The sequence below is a fragment of the Ensifer sp. ZNC0028 genome, assembly GCF_000799055.1.
In the GTDB taxonomy this organism is placed as follows: Bacteria; Pseudomonadota; Alphaproteobacteria; order Rhizobiales; family Rhizobiaceae; genus Ensifer.
In genome coordinates this window covers 33072-56218 of the sequence record NZ_JTLA01000095.1, presented here as the reverse complement: position 1 = coordinate 56218, position 23147 = coordinate 33072, and the positions used below count along the sequence as shown (strand labels likewise).

Genomic DNA, 23147 nt, shown 5'->3' with positions numbered 1-23147 from the left:
CGAAAGACAAGGCAGTTCCAGCAAAAGTGCTTAAGCGGTTTTGCGTTCGGGATTGCCGAGTACAATCGGAACAGTTCCGGCTGGAACTGTCGCTGCCGGATGCGGCAGAGAACGAATTATGAGCGCAGACGCCTTGTTGGCAGCGGCGCTCCAAGCGGAAACGGATAGATCCATGAGCTTCACCGTCGCCATCGTCGGGCGTCCCAATGTCGGCAAGTCCACCTTGTTCAACCGTCTGGTCGGCAAGAAGCTGGCGCTCGTCGACGACACGCCGGGTGTCACCCGCGACCGTCGCCCGGGCGATGCCAAGCTGATCGATCTGCGCTTCCGCATCATCGATACGGCCGGTCTCGAGCAATCCGGACCCGACACGCTGCAGGGGCGCATGTGGGCGCAGACCGAGGCCGCGATCGACGAAGCCGATCTTTCGCTGTTCCTGGTGGACGCCAAGGGCGGCCTGACGCCGGCCGACGAGACGCTTGCCGAAATGCTCCGCCGCCGCGGCAAGCCGGTGGTGCTGGTCGCCAACAAATCGGAAGCGCGCGGCTCGGACGGCGGCTTCTACGATGCCTTCACGCTCGGCCTTGGCGAGCCTTGCCCGATTTCGGCCGAGCACGGCCAGGGCATGCTCGATCTGCGCGACGCGATCGTCGCTGCGATCGGCGAAGACCGGGCCTACCCGCCGGAAGACGACGTGGCCGAAACCGATATCGATCTGCGCCCGACGTTCAAGGACGAAGATGGTGAAGAGGAAGAGGCGGAGACTGCCTATGACGAGACCAAGCCGCTGCGCGTGGCGATCGTCGGCCGTCCGAATGCCGGCAAGTCGACGCTGATCAACCGCTTCCTCGGCGAAGACCGCCTGTTGACCGGCCCGGAAGCCGGCATCACCCGCGATTCCATCTCGGTCGAATGGGACTGGCGCGGTCGCACCATCAAGATGTTCGACACCGCTGGCATGCGCCGCAAGGCCAAGGTGCAGGAGAAGCTCGAAAAGCTCTCGGTCGCCGACGCGCTGCGCGCCATTCGCTTTGCCGAAACGGTGGTCATTGTCTTCGACGCCACCATTCCCTTCGAGAAGCAGGACCTGCAGATCGTCGACCTCGTCCTGCGCGAAGGCCGGGCGGCGGTGCTCGCTTTCAACAAATGGGACCTGGTCGAGGACTGGCAGACGGTGCTTGCCGATCTTCGCGAAAAGACTGAGCGGCTGCTGCCGCAGGCGCGCGGCATCCGCGCCGTGCCGATCTCCGGCCACACCGGCTACGGTCTCGACCGGCTGATGCAGGCGATCATCGAGACCGACAAGACCTGGAACCGCCGCATCTCGACCGCGCGACTCAACCGTTGGCTGGAATCGCAGACGATCCAGCATCCGCCACCGGCCGTCTCCGGCCGCCGCCTGAAATTGAAGTATATGACCCAGGTGAAGGCCCGTCCGCCGGGCTTCATGATCTCCTGCACCCGCCCCGACGCGCTGCCGGAATCCTATGTCCGCTACCTGATCAATGGCCTGCGCAACGATTTCGACCTGCCGGGCGTGCCGATCCGCATGCATTTCCGCTCGGGCGACAACCCGTACGAATCCAAGGCGAAGAAGCGCCGCTGAGAGAAATCGACCATGCCGCTCAGGCGGCAGGAAGACTGCCTGCAAACCTTGAATAAGGCTAAGGTTCTCTAGCGGGAGGGTAACCTCATTCTCCCTCATCCTCGCCCTTGTGGCGGTGATCCAGCGACCGGACGTCCATCGGGTCAGAAAAGCCTTTCAGCCCAAGGACTTGGGCTGGCTAGATTCCTGTGACAGGCACAGGAATGACGGAGATTTTGGCGGGCGCAAAGCTCTTTTCGGAAAACGCGGCGTCACTTAAGCCGCAGGCAGCTTTTCCCTGGGGACCAGCGCACCGTGATGGCGGATGACGCCGGCAGCGACGCTTGCCGCAAAGGCGGCGGCTTGGGCTGGTTTGTCACCTGCCACCAGGCGGGAGACGAAAGCGCCGTTGAAGCTGTCCCCGGCGCTGGTGGTATCGACGACGCGTTCGACCGGGGTTGCCGGCACATGCTCAACCGCGGCATCGCCAAAGGCGAGCGTCACACCCTTTTCGCCATCCTTGACCACCACGTTGGCGGCGCCGAGGCTCTTGTAGCGCGCGATCGTCGCCTCGATCGAAGCATCGCCGAAATGGGTAATCTCGTCGTCGAAGCTCGGCATCACCAGGGTGGCGGCGCGGGCACCGTCGGTGAGCGTCCGGCGCATGCGCTCGGCATCGTCCCAGAGACGCGGGCGAATGTTCGGGTCGAAGACCACCGTTTTGCCCGAGGCCTTGGCGCGGCGCAGTTCCGACAGCAGCGTTTCCACCGCATCGGGTGCAAGGATCGCCAGCGTGATGCCGGAGAAGAGGATGAGGTCGGAGCTTTCGATCGCGCGTCTGAGGTGCTCGGCATCGTCGGCAAGCAGCTTGGCTGCCGAGTGCGAGCGCCAGTAGGAGAAGCTGCGCTCGCCGTCCTTCAGATGGATCATGTAGAGGCCAGCCGAGCGGTTCTCGATGCGGCGCACGGCCGACGTGTCGATCTGCTTTTCGGCCATGAAGGCCAGCATCTCGTCGGAGACCGTGTCGGTGCCGACGGCGGAGCAATAGCCGACTGTCCAATCCGAGGGCATGAAGAGCCGTGCATAATAGGCGGCGTTGAAGGTATCGCCGGCGTAACCTTTGCGCAGCAGCCCGCCTTCTGCCTGCATGAGTTCGACCATGCATTCCCCGATCGCAAGCATCTTTCCGGCCAACGATTTTCCTCCTCACAAGATTTCGCCTGAGACGGGATAAGGGTCTCGACCGTTCTCGGCAAGAGATAGTTTCTGGTCGATTTGGCGGCGACCGGCGCGTGGCGGCGAACAGCGTTTACTCCGACGCCGGGCAACGCTACACCTTTGCGCGACAGACCGTCTTCAGGGGGCTTACATGGCGTCTCGGCAGGTATCGGGTGACGATTGGTGGCGCGGTGCGGTGATCTATCAGGTCTATCCGCGCTCGTTCCAGGATACCGACGACGACGGCATCGGCGATCTCAAGGGCGTCGCCCACAGGCTGCCGCATATAGCCTCGCTCGGCGTCGATGCGATCTGGCTGTCGCCGTTCTTCACCTCGCCGCAAGCCGACATGGGCTATGACGTCTCGGACTACTGCGACGTCGATCCGATGTTCGGAACACTCGCCGATTTCGACGAGATGCTTGGCGCGGCCCATCGCCTTGGCCTGAAAGTGATCATCGACCAGGTGATCTCGCACACGGCCGATCGCCATCCCTGGTTTATCGAAAGCCGCTCCAGCCGAACCAACGCGAAAGCGGACTGGTATGTTTGGGCCGATCCGAAGCCGGACGGCACGGCGCCCAACAACTGGCTGTCGATCTTCGGCGGGCCGGCCTGGGAGTGGGACGGCGTGCGCAAGCAATACTACATGCACAACTTCCTGGGCTCGCAGCCGGACCTCAACTTTCACAATCCCGAAGTTCAGGACGCGGTGCTCGATGCTGCCCGCTTCTGGCTCGATCGCGGGGTCGACGGCTTCCGTCTCGACACGGTCAACTTCTACTTCCACGACAAGCACCTGCGGGACAACCCGCCGCTCGTGCCGGATCCGGATGCCACCAGCAACGATGCGCCCGACGTGAACCCCTACGGCATGCAGGACCATCTCCACGACAAGAGCCAACCGGAAAACATCGCCTTCCTCGCGCGGTTCCGGGCGTTGCTCGATCGCTACGAAGGCCGCATGACCGTCGGCGAGGTGGGCGACGGCGCCCGCTCGCTGAAGACCGTGGCCGCCTATACCAGCGGCGGCGACAAGCTCAACATGTGCTACACCTTTGACCTCCTGGGCCCGGACTTCACCGCGGCCCATATCCGCCGCTGCGTCGAGAATTTCCAGAAGGCGGTGACCGACGGCTGGGTCTGCTGGGCCTTCTCCAACCACGACGTGACGCGCCATGTCAGCCGCTTTGCCCGCAACGAAGCGGAGAGGGAGAGGGTGGCGCGGCTGGCGATCACGCTGCTTTCCGCCTTGCGCGGCTCGATCTGCCTTTACCAGGGCGAGGAACTGGGACTGCCGGAGGCGGAGCTTGCCTTCGAGGACTTGCGCGATCCCTATGGCATCCGCTTCTGGCCCTCCTACAAGGGCCGCGACGGATGCCGCACACCGATGGTTTGGGAAGAGAACGCTGTGAATGCCGGTTTCACCGGCGGCAAGCCGTGGCTGCCGGTGCCCGAGGACCATCGGCGCCTGTCGGTCGACGCCCAGCAAGCCGGTGACACGGTGCTCGACCATTATAGGGCGACGCTCGCCTTCCGCCGATCGCAGCCAGCGCTCAGCGATGGCACGATGCGGTTCCTCGACACCAACAGCGACCTGCTCGCCTTTGTACGCGAGAAGGCCGGCGAACGGCTGCTCTTCGTCTTCAACCTCACCCGGGAACCCCTGGAGTTTCCGGCGCCCGCTGCGGTCGAGCCCCTGGAATTGCCCGGATATCCGGCGCGGCTGGAAGCCGGTAGCATCAGGGTTGCCGGATTGTCGGCCTTCGCAGGGAAATACTGATGCGCGTATTGTTGATGGATGACGAGGCCATCGGCCGCTGGGTCGAGATGCGCGCGGCGCTCTGGCCGGATACGCCGGAAGCGGAGCACCGCGCCGAGGTTGAATCCGCCCTTGCCGAGAGCGACCGCTACGCGTCGTTTCTGTGCGAGGACGAAGCGGGCGTCGCTGCCGGCTTTGCCGAGGCGTCAATCCGTCAGGACTATGTCAACGGCTGCGAGACATCGCCTGTGGCCTTTCTTGAGGGCATCTATGTGCTGCCCGCCTATAGGCGACGCGGCGTGGCGCGGGCGTTGGTCATTGCCGTCGAACGCTGGGCGACGAGCCAGGGATGCCAGGAACTCGCCTCGGATACGGCGGCCGACAATCTGAGGAGCCAGAGCCTGCATATGGCGCTTGGCTTTGAAGAGACTGAAAGGGTCGTCTATTTCCGCAAGGAACTATCGCCCGCTGTGGCGGACAATTGAGGCCCCGCGGGCAAGGGTGAGACTCAGCCGATCAGCATGAATTTGTCGACGTCGACCAGGCCGCGGTCGGAGATCTTCAGGTGCGGGATGACTGGCAGCGGCAAGAATGCGAGCTGTAGGAAGGGCTCTTCCAGCGTCGCGCCGAGCGCGAAGGCGGCCTGCCTCAGGTGGTGTAGCGTGTCGCGGACGGCCTCATAGGGTTCAAGGCTCATGAGGCCCGCGACCGGAAGTGCTATCTCGCCCGTCACCTTGCCGTCTTCGACGACGACGAAGCCGCCCTTGATCTCGCCGAGCCGGTTGGCGGCGATCGCCATGTCCTCGTCATTGACGCCAACGACGCAGATGTTGTGGCTGTCGTGGCCGACGGTCGAGGCGATGGCGCCCTTCTTCAGCCCGAAGCCTTGCACAAATCCGTTGGCATGGTTGCCGTTGACGCCGTGGCGCTCGATCACCGCGACCTTGATGATGTCGCGGTCGAGATCGACACCGGTCTGGTTGCCGACGGCCGGTAGCCGGTAACGGCGATGCTCGGTGATGATCTTGCCGGGCAGCACGCCGATGACCGAGCTGTCGCCATCGGTGACGGGGATGCCGAAGGCACTGGCATGGACCTGGCCGGCCTTCACACTGTCGAGCCCGACAGCTGCTACCGGCTTACGGGTGGCAAACAGCGCATCGGTCACGCGGCGACCGCCGGAAAACACCGTCTCGGCCTTGCAGTTTTCCAGGCTGTCGATGACCACGAGATCGGCTCGCCAGCCGGGGGCGACGAGGCCACGGTCGCGCAGGCCGAAGGCACGGGCGGCCGAAATCGAGGCGGCGCGGTAGATCGCCAGCGGCTCGACGCCGGCCGAGATCGCCGTGCGGATCATGTGGTCGAGATGGCCCTGTTCGGCGATATCGAGCGGATTGCGATCATCGGTGCAGAGCGCCAGATGCGACGACAGACGCTCGGTGATGATGGGCATCAGCGCATGCAGGTCCTTGGAGACCGAGCCCTCGCGCACGAGAATGTGCATGCCCTTGCGGATCTTCTCCATCGCTTCTTCAGCGCTGGTGCATTCATGGTCGGTGCGGATGCCGGCTGCGAGATAGCCGTTCAGGTCCTTGCCCGACAGCAGCGGCGCGTGGCCGTCGATATGCGCGCCCTGGAAGGCCTCGAGCTTGGCAAGGCAGACCGGATCCTTGTGAACCACGCCGGGGAAGTTCATGAACTCGGCAAGGCCGATGACTTTCGGATGGTGGCGGAAGGGCAGGAGCCTTTCGATCGGCAGGTCGGCGCCCGACGTTTCCAGATGTGTCGCCGGCACGCAGGAGGAAAGCTGGACGCGGATGTCCATGATCGTTTCGAGCGCCGAATCCAGGAAATACTCGATGCCCTCGGTGCCGAGCACGTTGGCGATCTCGTGCGGGTCGCAGACGACGGTGGTGATGCCGAGCGGCAGGACGCAACGGTCGAACTCGTGCGGCGTGACCAGCGAGGATTCGATGTGCAGATGGGTGTCGATGAAGCCGGGCACGACGATGCGGCCGGTGATGTCGATTTCCTCGCGCCCCTCGTAGTTGCCGAAGGTGCCGACGATGCGGTCGCCCGAGATCGCGATGTCGGAGGCGACGAGTTCGCCGGTGACGAGATCGAAGAACTGCCCGCCCTTCAGGACGATGTCTGCGGGCTCGCGTCCGACGCCCTGATCGATATAGCGTTCCAGCGCTTCGGACATGAGGCAACTCCATTTCTTATACGCGCCCCGAATGCTCTCGGCGGGACGGCGCCTGGTTTCATTGTTGCAGATAAGAGTAACCCTTCCCCCGTTGCCGGGGAAAGGGTTCTGATGGTCTCGGTGAGGCCCGCTTAGATATTGCTGTTGAGAACCGCGCGCAGCTTGCCGAAGAGCTCGTCGATCTCGGCCTTGGAGATGATCAGCGGCGGCGACAGCGCGATGATGTCGCCGGTGGTGCGGATCAACAGACCGCTCTCATAGGCCTTGAGGAAGGCGGAGAAGGCGCGCTTGGTCGGCTCGCCGGCGATCGGCTGCAACTCGATCGCGCCGATCAGGCCGAGATTGCGGATGTCGATGACATGCGGGCAGTCCCTCAGCGAGTGCAGGCCTTCCTCCCAATAGGGCGCGAGTTCGGCAGCGCGGGTGAGCAGGCCTTCTTCCTTGTAGGTGTCGAGCGTGCCAAGGGCGGCTGCCGACGCGATGGGGTTGCCGGAATAGGTGTAGCCGTGGAAGAACTCGATCATGTGCTCCGGGCCGTTCATGAACGCGTCATGGATCTCGGAGGTGACAAAGACCGCGCCCATCGGGATGACGCCGTTGGTCAGGCCCTTGGCGGTGGTGATGATGTCGGGCTTGACGTCGAAATACTGCGCGGCAAACGGCGTTCCAAGGCGGCCGAAACCGGTGATGACTTCGTCGAAAATCAGCAGGATGCCGTGCTTGGTGCAGATCTCGCGCAGTTTCTGCAGGTAGCCCTTCGGCGGGATCAGCACGCCGGTCGAGCCGGCCACAGGCTCGACGATCACGGCGGCGATGGTGGAGGCGTCATGCAGCGTGACGATGCGCTCGAGCTCGGTGGCGATATCGCCGCCATGCTCCGGCTCGCCGCGGGTAAAGCCATTCTGGGCCGGCAGATGCGTATGCGGCATGTGGTCGACGCCGGTCAGAAGCGTGCCGAACATCTTGCGGTTGGAGACGATGCCGCCAACCGAGATTCCGCCGAAATTGACGCCGTGATAGCCGCGCTCGCGACCGATCAGGCGGAAGCGCGAGCCGTCACCCTTGGCGCGGTGATAGGCGAGTGCCACCTTCAGCGCCGTATCCACCGATTCCGAGCCGGAGTTGGTGTAGAGAACGTGGTTCATGCCCTCGGGCGCTATGTCGACCAGGCGGTTTGCCAGTTCGAAGGCCTTCGGGTGGCCGAGCTGGAAGGCCGGCGCATAGTCGAGTTCGCCCGCCTGCGCACGGATCGCCTCGGTGATCTTCGGGCGACAATGGCCGGCGTTCACGCACCACAGACCCGCCGTGCCGTCCAATACCGTGCGGCCGTCATGGGTCGTGTAGTGCATGTCCTTGGCGCCGACGAACATCCGCGGCTCCTTCTTGAACTGCCGGTTCGCAGTGAACGGCATCCAGAAGGCGCGCAGGTCGTTCGGCGTGTTAAGGCGGTTCGACATTCCAGTTCTCCTCGGTCTCTCTTGTCGTCCGGGCGGTGTTGCCGCCCATATTTTTACCCTTTGGTCAAACTATCAGGGCACCGGGGCGCGTCAAGCCTCGCGCCGGTCCGGCCGACGGGTCTTGGACGGGGCTTGGCAACAGCGAAATTTCGCCGCGCCGCCGGATCTTTTCTCAAGCTTAACTTGTTTGCGGCAACGCTCTGCTGCCATGGCTTGTCGGCTCCGTGGCACCTTTTGGATGACCGGCGAGTTCGGAGTTGGAAACGTGTCGAGGTTCGGGATAGCACACGCGGCGATTGCCGTGCTCTTCCTGCCGGGCCTGGCAAGGGGCGCCGAACTGATTGCTGACGGCGACTTTGACAAGGGACAGGACACGTTCTGGGCAAGCGACGGGCTAACGCTTGCGCGCGAAAGGGGCCGGCTTTGCGTTGAGGTTGCGCGGGGTGGCGAAGCCTGGAGCCAGCTCATCGGCACCAACGGCTTGACGCTCGAGCCCGGTCGGATCTACCGCCTGTCGATGAAGGTGCTCGCCGACCCTGCGCGCAGCGTCCAGGCGAGGGTGCAGCGCGCTGCCGATCCCTGGACCACGGTGGACGAATTCACGATGGAAGGCACGCCGGAGGGCAGCCTTTTTTCGGCGGAATTCGCAGGCCAGGAACCGGACGAAGCGCAGCTCGTGTTTCCGCTTGGCGGCGGCGAGAGCGGCCGCGTCTGCCTCGACGACATCTCGCTGGTGGCGACCGGGGCCCGTTCGCCGGCGGCGCGACGGGCGACCGAAGGACCGGCCATTCGTGTCAACCAGCTCGGCTATCTGACGGATGGCCCGAAGCGGGCGACCTTCGTCGCCGATGCGAAGCACCCCATCGATTTTCAGTTGCTGGATTCTGCGGACAGGATGGTCGGCAAGGGCAAGACGCAGCCCCATGGTTTTGATCCGACGGCCGCCGTCGAGACGCAGGTTGCGGACTTCTCGGCGTTCAAGACGCCGGGGGACGGCTATCGTCTCGTGTCCGGCGACTGGGCGAGCGACCGCTTCTCGATCGGCGAGGATCTCTATACGCGGCTGCGGGTCGATGCGCTGTCCTGGTTCTACCCGCAAAGAAGCGGGATCGAGATCAAGGGCGCGATCGCCGGCAAGGCCTATGCGCGGCCGGCCGGTCATGTCGGCGTCGCGCCCAACCAGGGCGACAAGGCGGTTCCGTGTCTTGGCGGCGCGCAGGCCGACGCGCTCTATGGCGGCTGGTCCTGTTCCTACCAACTGGACGTTACCGGCGGCTGGTATGACGCCGGCGACCACGGCAAATATGCGGTGACCGGCGCGCTGGCTGCCGCCCAACTGCTTGCCACCTATGAACGCGGCCTGACCTTTGCGCCGAAATCGGCGGTGACCCGCGACGGGCTCTCGCGCATTCCGGAAAACGGCAATGGTCTTCCGGACATTCTGGACGAGGCGCGTTGGGAGCTGGAATTCCTGCTGCGGATGATGGTCCCGGATGGGGAGCCGCTCGCCGGCATGGTGCACCACAAGATCCATGATACGGCCTGGACCGCCGCACCGATGCTGCCGGCCGACGACCCGCAGCCGCGCGCGCTTTACCGTCCCTCGACGGCGGCGACGCTCGATGTCGCGGCGGTGGCTGCCCAGGGCGCGCGGCTTTTTGCCGAGCACAACCCGACATTTTCCGCCCGGCTGCTTTCGGCTGCGCGCAAAGCGTGGGTGGCGGCCAATGCCAATCCCGCACTCCTTGCGCCAAAGTCCGACGGGTTCGGCGGCGGTGGCGACTACGACGACGACAGCATTTCCGACGAGCTCTTCTGGGCGGCGACCGAACTTTATCTGACGACCGGCAACGGCGAATATCTCAAGACCCTGCGGGCCTCGCCGCTCTGGGAGGCGGATGTGTTTTCGCCCGGCGGCGCCTTCAACTGGCGCGACGTCGCCGGCTTCGCGCGGATACAACTCGCCCTTTATGGCAAAGCCTTGCCGGCGGCGGACCGCGAAGCGATCGGCAGTTCGGTGGTGTCGGCGGCGCAGCGCCTCTTGTCCGAGCAGCAGGCCGAGAGCTTCGGCATTGTCTACCGACCGGAAAACAGGCGCTACGACTGGGGATCGAACCAGCTGATGCTGCAGAACATCGTCGTGCTGTCGGCCGCCTATGATCTCTCCGGCGACAGGGTCTTTCTCGATGGCGCGCGCGAGGGCATGGACTACATCCTCGGGCGCAACGCGATGGGGCTTTCCTACATAACCGGCTATGGCAGCCGCTCGCCGCAGAACCAGCACAGCCGCTGGTACGCCCGCCAGCGCGATCCGAAGCTGCCAAACCCGCCGGTCGGCTCGCTTGCCGGCGGCCCGAACTCGACCTTTGTCGACGACATCGCCAGGGAGCGGCTGCGCGGCTGCGCGCCGCAGACCTGTTATGTCGACGATATCGAAGCCTATGGGTCCAACGAAATCGCCATCAACTGGAATGCGCCGCTCGTTTATGTCGCGTCGTTCCTGGCCGACGCGCGATAGGAGACTGAAAGCGTGACCGGGATTGCCTTTGTCGGAACCGGCTTCGTCGCCGACTATTACATGACGACGCTTGCCAACCATCCGGAGCTGCGGCTCGCCGGCGTCTGGGACCGCGATGCCGAGCGTCTCGACGCGTTTGCGCGCTACTGGAAGGTTTCGCCCTATGGCTCGCTCGACGCCGTGCTTTCCGATCCGGCGGTGTCGATCGTCGTCAATCTGACCACTCCGGAGAGCCACTATACCGTAAATTGCAGAGCGCTTTCGGCCGGAAAGCACGTCTATTGCGAGAAGCCGCTGGCGATGACGGTGGAGGAGGCGAGCGAACTCGTCGACCTGGCAAAGGCCAAGGGGCTGCTGCTTGCCGGTGCGCCGGCCAATGGCCTCAGCGACGCGCAGGCGCTCTGCGCCCGTCTGCTTGCGGACGGCGCCATCGGCACGCCGCGGCTTGTCTATGCCGAGATGGAAGATGGCCCGGTGTTCAAGGCCAACTGGCGCGCCTGGCGCAGCCGCTCGGGCGCCCGCTGGCCCGGCGTCCATGAATTCGAGGTCGGATGCACGCTCGAGCATGCCGGCTATGCTGCAAGCTGGCTGGTCTCGCTGTTCGGCCCGGTCGCCGAAGTCAGCGCCGTCTCGGCGCTCACCTTTCCCGACAAGGGGCCGGGAACCGAGACGTTGGCGCTCGGGCCCGATTTTTCCGTGGGTTGCCTGACGTTCCGTTCCGGTGTGACGGCGCGGGTCACCTGTGGCCTGGCGGCGCCGCGCGACCGCTCGCTGACGATCATCGGCGACAAGGGCATGATCTCCGTTCGCGATCTCTGGGACAATCGTTCGCCGATCCATCTGGAGACCTTCGGGGCGAAGCGGCCGCTTCTTCATCGCGGACTCGACTGGCTGGAATGGAAACTTGGTCGAAAGCTGCCGCTTCGGCTCTATCCTGGAACGAAGATCCGCTATCCGACGGGGCCGGCCACAAGGGCGCTTCCGGCCTTTCCGTCGCAGATCGATTTCGTGCGCGGCATAGCGGTGCAGGCGCAGGCGATCGAGCGCGGCGAGACACCGTTCTTCTCCGGCGCAACGGCACGACATCTGACGGAGGTGGTGTTGGCGCTCAACGGCGGCTGGCGGGACTACCGCCCGCTCGATCTCTAAGCGGCGCAGCGCCGGCACTGCTTCCGTTCCGTTTCGGCGCAGGCTTATTCGGCGTCAGGCGTCTTTGCGCGGATCGTCTCGATGATTTCCAGGGCCTTTATGCTGGCCGATAGCGGCATCGACGGATGTTCGCCGCGACCCTCGAGAATGGCTGCGCTTGCCGCCTCGATCTCGAACTGCAGGCCGCTTCCGGGGAAGTGATGGTCGTGGCTGGTGAGGCCGGGCAGGGGGAGATGCCGGGCCAGCCGGTAGGCCGCTTTTCCGTTGAAAGCCAGCAGCTTGCGCGCCAGTCCGCCGGTGGAAACGAAGAGGCGGCTTGCCTTCAGAAACGGGGCGTCGATCACCAGCGTGCCGCGCCCGCCCTCGATGACGAAGCGATTGTGGCCGTTTCGATCGAAGCCGCAGCCGAGCGCGGCGTCAAAGCCGTCATAGGCCAGCTTGACCTTGGCCGAAGTGTCGACGCCGGTCGGCGCGCGCTTCCACGCGCCGTCGACGGACGTGGGGTCGCCGAACAGATTGAGGCAAAGGGCAATCGGATAAATCCCGAGGTCGAGCAGCGACCCACCGCCGAGCGCCGGATCGAAGAACCGGCTGCCGGCGTCGAACGGTTTCTCATAGGCGAGTTCCGCCCGGACATGGCGGATCGTGCCGAGCGTTCCGACAGCGAGCAAGTCGCGAACCCTGGATATCGCCGGAAGAAAACAGGTCCAGAGCGCCTCCATGGCAAAGGTGCCGCCGGCGGCGGTTGCGAGCGCGCGCGCGTCGGCCGACGACGTCGTCAGCGGCTTTTCGACCAGCACCGCCTTGCCGGCGGCGAGCGCCAGGGTGGCCTGTTGAAGGTGCTCAGCATTGGGTGAGGCGATATAGATCGCGTCGATATCGGGAGCGGCGGCCAGTGCCTCGATACCCTGATAGCTGCGCAGGCCGCCGAAACGCGCAGCGAAGCTCTCGGCCTTCTGCGCGCTGCGGGATGAGACGGCGACAAGGCTCGCATGGGGTGCGAAGCGGAAGTCTGCGGCAAAACTGTTTGCGATCGTGCCGGTTCCGGCGATGCCCCAGCGGATCTTGTCACGCATATCCCGATGTCCGCTTTCCGGCTTTTCCTGTCGCGGCGCATCGTGCCCCGGAAGTCTCAAGGCTCGGTAAATGCCGGCGAGCGCCGGCACCTTTCACGTGCAAATCGGGAAGACTATCCGTCAAAGAATAAGCCCCGCGCGATTTCTCGTGTGGGGCTGTTCGAACGGGTCCGCAGATGCGGACCGAGTATCAGGCCGATTTGCGGACCGGAGTCTTTTCTGCAGTGGCGATCTGGTCGTCACCGTAGATTTGATTGAGCGTGCCTAGAATCCGCATGACCGCGTCGGATGAGCTAGAATAGTAAATCGTCTGCGCATCGCGACGGGTGCTGACGAGATTCTGAGCACGGAGCTTAGAAAGATGCTGGGAGAGAGCCGATTGGCTCAGCCCAACCTTGTTGGCCAATGCGCCGACCGCCATCTCTTCCTTGACGAGGGAATCGAGGATGAGTAGGCGCTTAGGGTTTGCCATGGCCGAGAGGAAACCGGCTGCTACCTCGGCTTCATCGTGTTTTTCAGGCGAAAGTGGCTGCATTGCGTGCTCCATGCGAAAATTACATCACACGTAGTTATGGTTGACGAAGCACGATAATTAGTCGTGATGCATAAAAGGGCAACCACCCACTGCAAGAAATGGGGGTACTTCTCCCGCGATTAACCGTTAAGTTCACGCAAAATTGCCCGTAAATTGGAACTTTCTTCGATAGGTGTCGGGAACTCAAGGCGTTTTAGCTGATCGCCATCTGCAAGATCGAGCCCTGCGGCGTCGATACCCACCACTTTCCAGTTGCCTTCCGGTGCTTTGCAAAGCGTCACCGCATAGCGCTGAACTGCGTCAGAATGATCCGTATTCATATGATCGATCGCGTTCGCTTCCATCGCGGCGAGCGAAGCGACGGCGGGCGTGTCGATGAGCAGGTCCCCGGCGGTCAGAACATAGGCGCGGCCGAAGCCGCCGTTGAGGCTGGCACGCAGCGGCGACAGCCGGAAGAAGCCGAAATCGGGAAAATCGACATAAAGCTTCGACTTGGGGTGGCGGCGAACGAATCGCTCGCGGATTCGGACATGCGCCTCGCTGTCGCGCGCCACCTGTTCGGCCGTGCATTGTACGGTCAGACGAGGATGGGCGAGCGGATCGCCCTTGCCGGGCTCGCCCGTCAACAGTGAAGCCCTGGCGTCGGCCAGCAGCGCCTGGGTGTGGGTCGACAGTTTCGAGATCAGGATGACAGGCACCCCGTCGACATCCATGCCGACGAGCACGCGGCTGACGAAGGGGAAGCCGCCGCTGTCCGGCTCGATCGCCGCAAGCGATGCGCTGCGCGCGCCGCGCAGAAGCGTGCGGGCCAGCGTGCGGGCTTCGTCGTCGGTGTCGCGCAAAACGTTCGGCTTGTCGCTCATGGTCTTTCCCTTTTCCTGCCATGCGGTCGTCGCCGGGACGAAAAAGCCCGGAACGACGCTCCGGGCTTTATTGGCTTGTTGAGGGGCGCCGTCAACTTTTGTTGCGGTGGCGCGTCAGCCCTTGCACGATATCCTGGGCGTCGATGGTGCCGACGACGGAACCGTTGTCGACGACCCCGATGCTGCCCGGCTGGCGGGACATGGCGTCGAGAATGTCGACGAGCGGTGTCGTCGGCTTGGCTGTCGCTGTCACGCCGGCAACCGTCACTCCGCGCTGGACGCCGGTCTGCATCACGTCTTTCGCCGTCAGCATCGTGATCGGGTTCATGTGCTGGACGAAATCGGCGACGTACTGGTTCGCCGGATTCTTGACGATATCCTGCGGCGTGCCGCACTGAATGATGCGCCCGCCCTCCATGATGGCGATGCGGTTGCCGATGCGAAAGGCCTCGTCGAGATCGTGACTGACGAAGATGATCGTTTTCTTCAGCCGCCGCTGGAACTCCAGCAACTCGTCCTGCAGGCGGGTGCGGATCAGGGGGTCGAGGGCCGAGAACGGCTCGTCCATCAGAAGGATCGGTGCGCCGGTCGCAAAGGCGCGGGCAAGGCCGACCCGCTGCTGCATGCCGCCTGAGAGCTCATTGACCTTTCGGCCTGCCCATTTCGAGAGGTTGACGAGTTCGAGCTGCTCGCCGACGCGCGCTTTGCGCTCGGCATCCGGCATGCCGGCAAGCTCAAGCCCGAAGCCGACATTGTCGGCGACGGTGCGCCACGGCAGGAGTGCGAACTGCTGGAACACCATCGAGACCGTGTGCATGCGGAAGTCGCGCAGCGACTTCGCATTGGTTCGATAAGGGTTGAGCGGCCCGTTCGCAGTCTTGACCTCGACGTCGCCGCGAACGACGGGTGCGAGGCCGTTGACGGCGCGAAGCAGCGTCGACTTGCCCGACCCCGAAAGGCCCATCAGCACAAGGATCTCGCCCTCGGTGATTTCGAGCGAGGCGCCGGCGACGCCGAGCACGAGGCCGGTCGCAGCGCCGATCTCGTCGCGGGTCTTGCCCTGGTCGACCATCTGCAGCGCCGTCTGCGGGTTGTTGCCGAAGATGATGTCGACGTTCTTGAATACGACGGCGTTGGTCATGCGCCTTCTCCTTCGTCGGACGAGCGGAAAAGGCGGTCGAGAATGATCGCCAGGATGACGATGCAAAGGCCGGCTTCAAAGCCCTTGGCGATGTTGACCGTGTTCAAGGCTCTCACGACCGGAACGCCGAGGCCGCTGGCGCCGACGAGCGCGGCGATGACCACCATCGATAGCGACAGCATGATGGTCTGGGTCAGGCCAGCCATGATCTGCGGCATGGCAAAGGGCAGCTCCACTTTGCGCAGCACTTGGCCGGGCGTCGCGCCAAAGGCCTGTGCGGCTTCCACCAGCGACGGCGGCGTCGATATGATGCCGAGGCGTGTCAGCCGGATCGGTGCGGGGATGGCGAAGATGACCGTGGCGATCAGGCCCGGAACCATGCCGAGACCAAACAGGATCAGCGCTGGGATGAGGTAGACGAAGGTCGGGATCGTCTGCATCAGGTCGAGGATCGGTCGCATGACGGCATAGACCCAGGGGCGACGGGCGGCGGCGATGCCGAGCGGCACCCCGACGGCCATGCTCACGGCGGTGGCGGCGAGCACAAGCGCCAGCGTTTCCGTCGTTTCCTTCCAGTAGCCCTGGTTGATGATCAGGAGCAGGCCAAGGCCGGTGAACAGCGTTATGCCGATCGAGCGGCGGAACCACCAGGCGAGCCCGGTGATGACGGCCACGACGATCAGCGGGTGGGGGGCGTAAAGGACCCAAAGCAGCGTATCGGCGACGGCCTGAAGGAAGCGGGCGAGCTGGTCGAAGAAGAAATCGAAATTCGTCGTCAGCCAGTCGACGAACGCCTTGGCCCAGCCCCCGATGGGGATGCGGTTCTCGGTCAGATATTCCACGAAGGTAAATCCGTCTCGTCAGGTCAAAAAGGGGCGCATGACGCGGTGAAAAAAGGCGGGGATTTCCCCCGCCTTGATGCCGATCAGAGGCCGAGTGCGGCCTTGACTGCGGCCAGGCCGTCGCCGCCATCCTTGGCGGTCACGCCGGCAAGCCACGGATCGACGGCGGTCGGGTTGGCCTTCAGCCATTCCTCGGCCGCCTTGTCCGGCTCCTGGCCGTCATTCAGGATCTTGCCCATGATCTCGTTTTCCATCTGGAGCGAGAACTTGAGGTTCGTCAAAAGCTTGCCGACGTTCGGGCATTCGGTGGTGTAGCCGGCGCGCACGTTGGTGAAGACTTCCGCGCCGCCGAAGTTGGCGCCGAAGATGTCGTCGCCACCCGAGAGGTAGGTGAGCTTGAAGTTGGCGTTCATCGGATGCGGTTCCCAGCCGAGGAAGACGACCGGCGCTCCGTCCTTTTCGGCACGGGCGACCTGCGCCAGCATGCCCTGTTCGGAGGATTCGACAACCTCGAAGCCCTTGAGGCCGAAGGTGTCCTTGTCGACCATGTCGATGATCAGGCGGTTGCCGTCATTGCCTGGCTCGATGCCATAGATCTTGCTGTCGAGTTCGGTCTTCTTGGCGGCGATGTCCTTGAAGTCCTTGATGCCGAGCTCGGCGCCCTTGGCGTTGGTCGCGAGCGTATATTTGGCACCGACCAGGTTCGGCCCGAAGGATTCGACCGACTTGTCGTCGAGGAAGGGACGTACATCGTTTTCCTGGGTCGGCATCCAGTTGCCGAGGAAGACGTCGATGTCCTTGTTCTTGAGCGAGGTGTAGGTGACCGGAACCGAGAGAACCTTGATGTCCGTCTGGTAGCCGAGGCCCTTGAGAACGGTGGAAACAGTGGCTGTGGTCGCGGTGATATCCGTCCATCCGACGTCGGAGAAACGGACGGTGCCACAGCTTTCCGGCTCGGCAGCTGCAGCCTGCTGAGCGGTGATGGCGACGACCGAAACGGCGCCTGCCAGCATCAGTTTGAGAGAGAGTCGTTTTTTCATCGTTGTCGTTCCCCTGCCTCGATTATTGTTTTAGCCAAACACCATTGGATAGCGAATTCAAGCGCTTTGATGTCGAAGGAAGTGTATTGCGTCAATATGCTGGCGGGGTGCACGATGCGACGCGCGATGTCGCAATGTCCACGAAATGGTCTAGTCCGCCGAAAAACTGTGGGTGCTGCAAACGGGCTCTGGCCTTCCCGGCCAAGCCTCGTCATTACCCGGAAAACGGAAAAACCGGACGCGGTGACAATGGCCAAACTCTATTTCAGCTATGCGACGATGAATGCGGGCAAGAGCACGATGCTGCTGCAGGCCTCCTACAACTACCAGGAGCGCGGCATGCGCGTGGTGATGCTGATCGCCGCCCATGACGACCGGGGAGGGGTCGGCCGCATTTCTTCGCGCATCGGTCTCGGCGCGGACGCCATTCCCTTTCACGGCGACGATGATCTCTTCGGGCTGATCAACCGGCTGCACCGGGATGGTGAAGGCGAGATCGCCTGTGTCTTCGTCGACGAGGCGCAGTTCCTCAACGAAGGGCAGGTCTGGCAGCTTGCCCGCGTCGCCGACCGCATTGGCATTCCGGTCATGGCCTATGGCCTGCGCACGGACTTCCAGGGCAAGCTCTTTCCGGGCTCGATGGCGCTGCTGGCGATTGCCGACGAACTGCGCGAGGTGCGCACCATCTGCCATTGCGGCCGCAAGGCGACGATGGTCGTGCGCCTGGACGGGCAGGGCAAGGTCGTGCGCGAAGGCGCCCAGGTCGAAGTTGGCGGCAACGAGAAATATGTCTCCTATTGCCGGCGGCATTGGGACGACCTGATGCGCTGCGAGTGAGTGCGGCGTCGTGGCGGCTTGAAACCGCCACATGCGCGATGCCATTGTTCGCCCCTATCGCACGCCAGGGGTCTTCGATGTTGCGTCTTTTCACCAGCCTTTCCATCACGCTCTGTCTTGGCACGTTCTCTCTCGGCGCAACGGTCGCCCATGCCGGTGGCGACGCCACGGCCGGCGCCGCCGTCTTTCGCAAATGCGCCGCCTGTCACACCGCAAGCGAACCGACAAACCGCGTCGGCCCGAGCCTGATGGGCGTCGTCGGACGCCCGGCCGCATCCGTTACCGATTACAATTACTCCGACGCGATGAAGGCCTTCGGCGCCGAGGGTCATGTCTGGGACGAGGCGACGCTCAGCGAGTATCTGCTGAGCCCCAAGGCAATGGTCGGTGCCACCAAGATGGCTTTTGTGGGTTTGAAAAAGCCGCAGGACATTGCCGACGTGATTGCCTACCTGAAGGCGCCGCCGGCTGCCAAATAGGGACGACGCAGGTTCCGCACGGAAAACCGTTTCCCGCTTTTCCTCGGCTTGCGTGCGGCAATGCCGTCGATATCTCAAGCACTTCGCTGTGGTGGCTGATCAAAAAGCTGCCGGGAAAGGCTTGTTCTCTTTCGGTAAACACCCTTTATATAACTGCAATCGAAGGCTGAATAATTCAGCCGGGCTGGCGGATATCGCCACGGGGGACCGAGGGGCAGGACATGGCGACTCTTCAGAATTTTGACGCGGAGATCGAAAAGACGAAGGGCGTTGTCGAACAGATGCGCGGCAAGCTCGAACAATCCGGCGTCGTGCTCGAGCAATTCGCCAAGGCCGAAACCAAGCTCGGCGACGTCAATTTCGACATTGAGAACGCCCGGATCCAGGACGTGATCAACCAGCAGAAGGTGATGGAAGCCAACATCGCCGACCTGATCATCGGCCTTGAGGATGCGACCAATGTCTTCGGCTCCGAATTCGAGAGTATGAAGAACTATACGGGCTACGAGAAATTCATCGGCATCTTCTCCAAGCAGAAGATGCAGCGCATGCGCACCGACCGCGTGCGCAACATGTCGCTTGCCGGCAACCTGCAGGAACTGTTGGCGAAGTCCGACATGATCGTCGGCATCCTCAAGGAACAGAAGTCGATCCTCGACCAGCGTTACAAGACTTCTGAGCAGAGCCTCATCCAGGTGATCGAGCGCCGCAAGGGCACGATGGCGAACCTTGAAGCGGTGCAGAAGCGCATCGAGGAGCTGAACCCGCTGCTGCTCGACATCGAAAACCGCATCGCCGCCTCGACCGAGCAGAAGGTGCGCACCGAGCTCGAGGGCGAGCGCTCGGCGCTGGCGACCGAATATAACGAGAAGCAGGCCAAGGAGCAGGAACTGCTCGCCGAGAGCCAGACGCTCGAGCGCTACACCTCGATGTTCCAGACCTTCGTCGATTCGCTCAACAACCAGATCGCTGCGCAGAACACGCTGATCAACAAGCTGACGATCGATACCGAGCAGCGCATCGTGCTCTACAAGGCGCTGGAAGACTCGCTGAAGACGGCGGCCCAGCAGGACGTCGCCCACAAGATCAACACGCTCGGCAGCCAGGTCGACACGGCGGCCGAGGAAACGATGGCCGGCATCGGTGCCGCGGCCCAGCGCCACATCGGCGATCTCCTGGAAATGCATGAAAAGAACATGCTTTCGACGCAGGATATCCAGCGCCGCAAGAAGCTCGCCGACGATGCTTTCGCCCGCCGCTTCCAGGCTGTCATGGACAAGCACAACACTGCCAACTACGTGAAGCAGTGATCGGACGGCGCATGATCCGAACCGAGTTTGCCTTTCGGCGCGCGCCACGGGGATTTGCATGAAGGTCGCGGCTTCATCCGCTGTCGCACAGTATTTTGCGTCGATCCATGCGGCGCTCGCCGGGCTTGAGCTCTTTCTCGGCGATCGCAACTCGCCGCTCTATCGCAACACTGTCGTCGGCGAAGTGATCGTTCCCTATCTTGGCCGGCTGAAGGCCTCGATCGACTGCTGGGAGAACCGGATCGGCTTCGTCGACCAGTTCCGGATTTCGCGCGCCGAAAGCGGCTTTCCCGTCTTTCAGAACGTGCTCGAACTGGAGAACGATCGCCAGACGGCGACGAAGCGCCTGGCCGATATCCCCTCGGCCGATGCGCTGCGCGACGAGATGGTCGATTTCATCCTGAGGCAGAAGGCCTTCCCCGAAGCGTTGCAGACGCGCATGGCCGAGCGGCTCTATCTGGAGCAGATCGGCAAGGGCGAGATTTTTTCGCCGTTCATTCTGCCCGAGACCATCCGTGTTGCCGTCAATTCCAAGACGATGCGGCCCTATTATGTGGTGAGTTGGGGCGCCTTCGACGGGGCGAACACCCTGCCGATGGTCTATATGGCGACGATCGAGGATTCCTCGGAGAAGATCGTCGACATGCTGGTGACTGCCGATGGCAAGCTCAACCCGCAGGTGGAGATCCCGCTGCCGGTCGGAGGCCTGCTCAATCCGGATCTCGCCAGCCGTTTCGACGATTTTGCCTCGAAGAACAGCAGCTACTCACTGACGCCGGTGACGATCGCCACCAATCTCGACAAGGATTTCGAGGAACTACACCCGAAGCAGTTGCGCCGCATCGTGCTCGGGCCGTTCTATTCGGCCGGGATCACCGAGAACAATGCGCGCATCAACGACATCCTTTCCAAGGTACGCAAGACCGAGAATGCCTGGCTTTTGACCTGGACGGTTCAGGAGGTCTTCTCGAAATCGGAGCGACCGGCCAAGCGCGGCTTCTGGTCGTCGACCCCGGCGCAGGAGGAATTCCACATCGATACCGCCAATCTGGAAGCGACGCGCATGGGGGTCTCCTCCTACGAGAAACACGCGCTGGTGCCGCATGACGCCTATCAGGCGCTCTATGCCGCCGGTGAGGCGGAACAGGTGTTCGGCGACTACAAGGTCCACGTCATTTCCGGCAACCAGGTCGTGAGCGAGGTTTGACGATGACACTCAATACGGGGCTGACGACGCTGCACGAGGACGACATCGCCAAGCATCAGGCGGTGGCGCAAGGGTTGGTGACCAAGCTGATCATCCTGGAGCGGGAAGATACCGCCGCCGGCACCTCGCTTGCCGGCACCGGCCGTCGCTTCGTGTCGACGGTTTCGACCGGCGGCCAGCGGCGCACGCGCGAGGTAGAGCTGACGAAGACGATCCAGGCGGTGCGCCAGGGCGACCCGATGTTTTCGCCGGCCCAACACGCCGTGCTCTATCGCACGCGCCGCGGCATCCAGGTGGCGCTGGCCGTCGCCGACGTCTTTGCCCGCCAGACGAGCCTCGAACAGCTGCAGGCGAAGAACGTGACGTCGCCGCTCGCGGGTGAAGAAGCTAACCAGTTCAAGGCGCTGCTGTCGGCCTCGGCTTACGTCGCGGCCTTCACGCTTGCCGCCTATCTCGGCGCGACCTTGGCAGGCGAGGGCGAGCCGGTCGACGACGCCATCGAGCCCGACTTCCTGTTCGACACGCCGCAGGACGCGCTGAAGAGCCTGATCTCGGCGCTCGATCGCGGCCTTGCCGGGGCGCCGGACGATCTGGCGCTGACCGCCCGGGCGCGCGCCTTCTCGCGGGTGGCGATCGAGGGGCTGATCGCCCGCAAGGCGCGCTTTACCGGGCTGCAGAGCTTCGAGAACGTGCATATCCGCCTCGACCAGGACGATTTTACGCTCAACGGTTTCGATGTGGCACCCGGCCAGAAGCGCAAGCCGCTGGTCATGACCTTCAAGAAGCCCGAGGAGATCATCGGCAACCACATCGCCAAGTATCAGGCGCTGAAGCTTGCGAAGATGCTGATGGCCTACGACTTCGACCGGCAGATGAACCCGTTCGTCGAGCTTGGCGGCTTTCTCTTCACCTTCATCGGCGACGGCATGCCGGGCACCGGCAAGACCATCCTGATCCAGATGCTTGCCGGCATGCTCAACGATTACTGCGAGATCGCCGGTTACGCCTTCCATTACGAGAATTTCGGCGTCGACCAGATCTCCTCCTATCAGGGCAAGTCCGGCCAGAACTGCAAGGAATTCGTCAACAACGTCATCAATCCGCGGGCGATCGGCTTCGGCACGATCGACGATGTCGACCAGGTGGCGGCGAAGCGCTCCGACGATCGCGCCTCTGCCGGTCAGCACGAGGTGACGGCGGTGCTGATGGAGAGCTTTGCCGGCGCCTCGACGGTGGTGCGCGGCAATTGCACCTTCGGCATGTTCTCCAATTACCCGGAGAATGTCGACGATGCGCTGCGCCAGCGCGCCGGCGCCCGCTGGCTGGTCGACGGGCCGCAGACCGAGGACGACTATATCGACATCTTCGCGCTGCTGGTCGGCAAGAACCACAAGATCCCGCTCGGAGAGCACCAGCTGTTCGAGGGGCAGGAGATCAAGCGCGCCGTCGCCCAGTCCTATGCCGAGCATGCGCGACCGAAGGAGGATGGTCTCGTCGCCGTCTGGGAGCGCTACGAGAAGGAAAAGGGCGCGATCGGCTCGCTTGCCGATGTCGGCGCCTATCTGCACATGATCAAGGAGGCCGAGCCGCGCTTCACCGGCCGGGCGATCAAGAACATCACCGACGCGATCAAGCTCAGAGCCATGGACGTGGAACTGCCAGATGACTGGTTCAAGGACGCCGGCTCCTTCATGCACAAGGGCTATGATGAAAAGAAAGCGATGATCGAGGCGCTGCGTGGCCCGATCACCATCGACATGGTGCTGCAGGAGATCAACCGCTACGCCGACAGCGAGTTCCGCTACACCGACAAGTCGGACGATGCCGCCGTCACCGACATCATCCGCCGCGAGCGTCAGCGCGAAAAGGCGATCCGCGAGATCGAGGCGATGAAACGCGACGGCCGGTGGCAGGGGTGATGC

General features: G+C 63.3%; 19 protein-coding genes. 10 read left to right on the top strand and 9 right to left on the bottom strand.

Features of this window, described 5'->3' with window-relative positions:
• Nucleotides 1–172: 172 nt before the first annotated feature.
• Nucleotides 173–1606, top strand: coding sequence for a ribosome biogenesis GTPase Der (gene der, locus L981_RS22145; protein WP_043621138.1), 1434 nt, complete (start codon nucleotides 173–175; stop codon nucleotides 1604–1606).
• 255 nt (nucleotides 1607–1861) lie between these two features.
• Here der and L981_RS22140 read toward each other — a convergent pair whose 3' ends face one another.
• Nucleotides 1862–2779: a sugar kinase gene (locus L981_RS22140; protein WP_043621135.1), complete on the bottom strand. Its 918-nt coding sequence runs from the start codon at nucleotides 2777–2779 to the stop codon at nucleotides 1862–1864.
• A gap of 175 nt (nucleotides 2780–2954) precedes the next feature.
• Here L981_RS22140 and L981_RS22135 point away from each other — a divergent pair, with 175 nt between their 5' ends.
• Complete coding sequence (locus L981_RS22135) at nucleotides 2955–4586, top strand: alpha-glucosidase family protein (protein WP_043621132.1); 1632 nt, start codon at nucleotides 2955–2957, stop codon at nucleotides 4584–4586.
• Entirely contained in the window at nucleotides 4586–5050 is a 465-nt protein-coding gene (aac(6'), locus tag L981_RS22130) for an aminoglycoside 6'-N-acetyltransferase (RefSeq protein WP_043621129.1), read from the top strand. Before L981_RS22135 ends, aac(6') begins: the two co-directional genes overlap by 1 nt.
• A gap of 23 nt (nucleotides 5051–5073) precedes the next feature.
• Here aac(6') and ade read toward each other — a convergent pair whose 3' ends face one another.
• Nucleotides 5074–6771, bottom strand: coding sequence for an adenine deaminase (gene ade, locus L981_RS22125; RefSeq protein ID WP_043621126.1), 1698 nt, complete (start codon nucleotides 6769–6771; stop codon nucleotides 5074–5076).
• A 131-nt stretch (nucleotides 6772–6902) separates the two neighbouring features.
• Nucleotides 6903–8228 carry an aspartate aminotransferase family protein gene (locus tag L981_RS22120; protein ID WP_043621123.1) on the bottom strand — a complete coding sequence of 442 codons (1326 nt, stop codon included), beginning with the start codon at nucleotides 8226–8228 and terminating at the stop codon, nucleotides 6903–6905.
• A 265-nt stretch (nucleotides 8229–8493) separates the two neighbouring features.
• On the opposite strand from L981_RS22120, the gene L981_RS22115 reads away from it, so the two are divergent.
• Both L981_RS22115 and L981_RS22110 read left to right on the top strand, forming a co-directional pair.
• Entirely contained in the window at nucleotides 8494–10746 is a 2253-nt protein-coding gene (locus L981_RS22115) for a glycoside hydrolase family 9 protein (protein WP_043621153.1), read from the top strand.
• 60 nt (nucleotides 10747–10806) lie between these two features.
• A complete protein-coding gene (locus tag L981_RS22110; protein ID WP_052201948.1) occupies nucleotides 10807–11895 on the top strand; it encodes a Gfo/Idh/MocA family protein in 1089 nt (362 codons plus the stop codon).
• 44 nt (nucleotides 11896–11939) lie between these two features.
• Here the strand turns inward: L981_RS22110 and L981_RS22105 are convergent, their stop codons facing one another.
• The 6 genes from L981_RS22105 to L981_RS22080 form a co-directional block, all read right to left on the bottom strand.
• Entirely contained in the window at nucleotides 11940–12971 is a 1032-nt protein-coding gene (locus L981_RS22105; protein ID WP_043621117.1) for a Gfo/Idh/MocA family protein, read from the bottom strand.
• A gap of 190 nt (nucleotides 12972–13161) precedes the next feature.
• Nucleotides 13162–13506: a helix-turn-helix transcriptional regulator gene (locus tag L981_RS22100; RefSeq protein WP_043621113.1), complete on the bottom strand. Its 345-nt coding sequence runs from the start codon at nucleotides 13504–13506 to the stop codon at nucleotides 13162–13164.
• 119 nt (nucleotides 13507–13625) lie between these two features.
• Entirely contained in the window at nucleotides 13626–14369 is a 744-nt protein-coding gene (locus tag L981_RS22095; RefSeq protein WP_043621110.1) for a HugZ family protein, read from the bottom strand.
• A gap of 91 nt (nucleotides 14370–14460) precedes the next feature.
• Entirely contained in the window at nucleotides 14461–15510 is a 1050-nt protein-coding gene (gene choV / locus L981_RS22090) for a choline ABC transporter ATP-binding protein (RefSeq protein ID WP_043621108.1), read from the bottom strand.
• A complete protein-coding gene (choW, locus tag L981_RS22085; RefSeq protein WP_043621105.1) occupies nucleotides 15507–16352 on the bottom strand; it encodes a choline ABC transporter permease subunit in 846 nt (281 codons plus the stop codon). The genes choV and choW overlap by 4 nt, the downstream gene beginning before the upstream one ends.
• 83 nt (nucleotides 16353–16435) lie before the next feature.
• A complete protein-coding gene (locus tag L981_RS22080) occupies nucleotides 16436–17392 on the bottom strand; it encodes a choline ABC transporter substrate-binding protein (protein ID WP_043621102.1) in 957 nt (318 codons plus the stop codon).
• 249 nt (nucleotides 17393–17641) lie between these two features.
• Between L981_RS22080 and L981_RS22075 the strand changes: the two genes are divergently transcribed.
• The 5 genes from L981_RS22075 to L981_RS22055 all read left to right on the top strand — a co-directional run bounded on the left by L981_RS22075 (nucleotide 17642) and on the right by L981_RS22055 (nucleotide 23144).
• Nucleotides 17642–18229: a thymidine kinase gene (locus L981_RS22075; protein WP_043621099.1), complete on the top strand. Its 588-nt coding sequence runs from the start codon at nucleotides 17642–17644 to the stop codon at nucleotides 18227–18229.
• A gap of 77 nt (nucleotides 18230–18306) precedes the next feature.
• A complete protein-coding gene (locus L981_RS22070; RefSeq protein WP_043621096.1) occupies nucleotides 18307–18708 on the top strand; it encodes a cytochrome c family protein in 402 nt (133 codons plus the stop codon).
• 221 nt (nucleotides 18709–18929) lie between these two features.
• On the top strand, nucleotides 18930–20018 hold the full coding sequence (locus L981_RS22065; RefSeq protein WP_043621093.1) for a hypothetical protein: 1089 nt from the start codon (nucleotides 18930–18932) through the stop codon (nucleotides 20016–20018).
• Between the two features lie 58 nt (nucleotides 20019–20076).
• The gene (locus L981_RS22060) at nucleotides 20077–21225 is read left to right on the top strand and encodes a hypothetical protein (protein WP_043621091.1); all 1149 of its coding nucleotides are present in this window, start codon (nucleotides 20077–20079) and stop codon (nucleotides 21223–21225) included.
• A gap of 2 nt (nucleotides 21226–21227) precedes the next feature.
• Nucleotides 21228–23144, top strand: coding sequence for an AAA family ATPase (locus tag L981_RS22055; RefSeq protein WP_043621088.1), 1917 nt, complete (start codon nucleotides 21228–21230; stop codon nucleotides 23142–23144).
• Nucleotides 23145–23147 lie beyond the last annotated feature (3 nt).